Origin of the sequence: Nocardia cyriacigeorgica, assembly GCF_010858045.1 — a bacterium.
Lineage (GTDB): Bacteria > Actinomycetota > Actinomycetes > Mycobacteriales > Mycobacteriaceae > Nocardia > Nocardia cyriacigeorgica_E.
Map to the genome: position 1 here is coordinate 1 of NZ_JAAGVC010000341.1, position 287 is coordinate 287.

Annotated in this window: 1 protein-coding gene; it reads right to left on the reverse strand. The window is 60.6% G+C overall.

Translation table 11 applies throughout. From position 1 onward, the window contains the following. Positions 1–287: DUF6790 family protein (locus GV790_RS29960; RefSeq protein WP_339384705.1), on the reverse strand; the 287-nt coding region annotated here is incomplete at both ends.

The window sequence follows — 287 nt, forward strand, 5'->3', positions numbered from 1 at the left end:
GTATTGTCTTCGGCCACCCAGAAGTAGATGTGCCCGGCCGCGTCGCCCCAGTACTGAATGGTCAAAACGACGATCGTGCACAACCAGAAGTGACCCCGGAACCAATACGCCATGATGCCGACCACACCGATGGCCAGATCGCCCATCGCGTTCTCCCATTGGAAGCCGCCGTCACCACGGGTGTAGCCGATCTGCTCGGCAACGTTCGCGCCGTCGAAGATATGTGCGGCCGCGCCGAGCACGGATGCGACGCCGACAACAGCCACCATCCACCACACCATGTATAT